This window comes from Nocardia altamirensis NBRC 108246 (genome assembly GCF_001612685.1).
Classification (GTDB): Bacteria; Actinomycetota; Actinomycetes; order Mycobacteriales; family Mycobacteriaceae; genus Nocardia; species Nocardia altamirensis.
Map to the genome: position 1 here is coordinate 1 of NZ_BDAY01000164.1, position 1,308 is coordinate 1,308.

General features: G+C 62.9%; 1 protein-coding gene. It reads left to right on the top strand.

Features of this window, described 5'->3' with window-relative positions; translation table 11 throughout:
* Positions 1-10 precede the first annotated feature (10 nt).
* Positions 11-1,278 (top strand): IS3 family transposase gene (locus NA11_RS43640; protein ID WP_141718179.1). Its coding sequence is split into 2 segments (ribosomal slippage): positions 11-284 and positions 284-1,278, totalling 1,269 coding nucleotides; the frame shifts between segments, so codons are not numbered across the junction.
* The last annotated feature ends 30 nt before the right edge of the window (positions 1,279-1,308 follow it).

The window sequence follows — 1,308 nt, forward strand, 5'->3', positions numbered from 1 at the left end:
TGGGCAGGTTATGCCAGCGAAGTACGACGAAGCGACCAAGGCCAAGGCTGTGCGGCTGGTTGTGGAGCATCGTGGCGATTACGACAGTGAGTGGGCCGCGATCACGGCGGTGTCGTCCCGGCTGGGGATGACGGCGGAGACGCTGCGTAAATGGATCCGGCAAGCCTCGGTCGATCGGGGTGAGGCCGAGGGGGTATCGACGGAATCGGCGCGGATCATCGGTGAACAGAAACGTAAGATCGCCGAGTTGGAGCAGACGATCGAGATCCTTTCTGCAGCAACGTCTTTCTTCGCGCGGGACAAGCACCCGCGACACCGTTAGTGTGTGAGTTCATCGCCGAGCACAAGGCTCGGTTCCCGATCACGGCGATCTGCCGAGCCCTGGCCGCGCGTGGGGTGAAGATCTCCCCGCGAACCTTCCATGCGTGGGCGAGACGGGCGCCGTCGAAACGCGCGTTGTGGGACACCACGATCACCGAGATCCTCGCCGGCCACTACGAGCCTGACGAGAAGGGTAAACGCCGCCCGGAGTGCCTGTATGGGGCGGAGAAGATGTGGGTGCATCTGCAGCGGAAAGGCATAGAGGTGGCCCGCTGCACGGTGGAGCGGTTGATGCGCGCCAACGGATGGAAGGGCGTGGTGCGGCGCAAGAAGGTCCGTACCACCGTGCCGGATCCGAGCGCGGTGCGGGCGCCGGATCTGGTGGACCGTCAGTTCGGGGTGCTGGCACCGAACCTGCTGTTGGTGGCCGATTTCACTTACGTGCCGTTGGCGTCGGGATCGTTTGTCTACACCGCGTTCGTGATCGATGCCTACGCAGGACGGATCCTGGGTTGGGAATGCTCGACCAGCAAGGAAACAGCGTTCGTCAATTCGGCGATCCGCCAGGCCGCCGCGCTACGAGAGCGGCAGGGAATCCCATTGTCGGGCAGCACTATTCATCACTCGGATGCTGGATCGCAATACACCTCGATCAAGCTCGGTGAAACCTTGTTGCTCTCGGGCATGGTCCCGTCGATCGGTTCGGTGGGTGACGCATACGATAATGCGTTGGCCGAGACCACAATTGGGCTCTATAAGACCGAAGCGATACGCGACGATTCACCGTTCCGGTCCGGCCCGTTGACCCGGCTCGGCGACGTCGAGGCGATCACCGCGGACTGGGCGTCCTGGTACAACCAGTCGAGGCTGATGCACCGGCTCGGCCGCATACCGCCGGTCGAGTACGAGGCCGACTACTATGCACAGCTGGCCGGGCTACCGGTCGGTGACAGATAAACGAGTGTGCACCAAACCCGGGGGGATTCA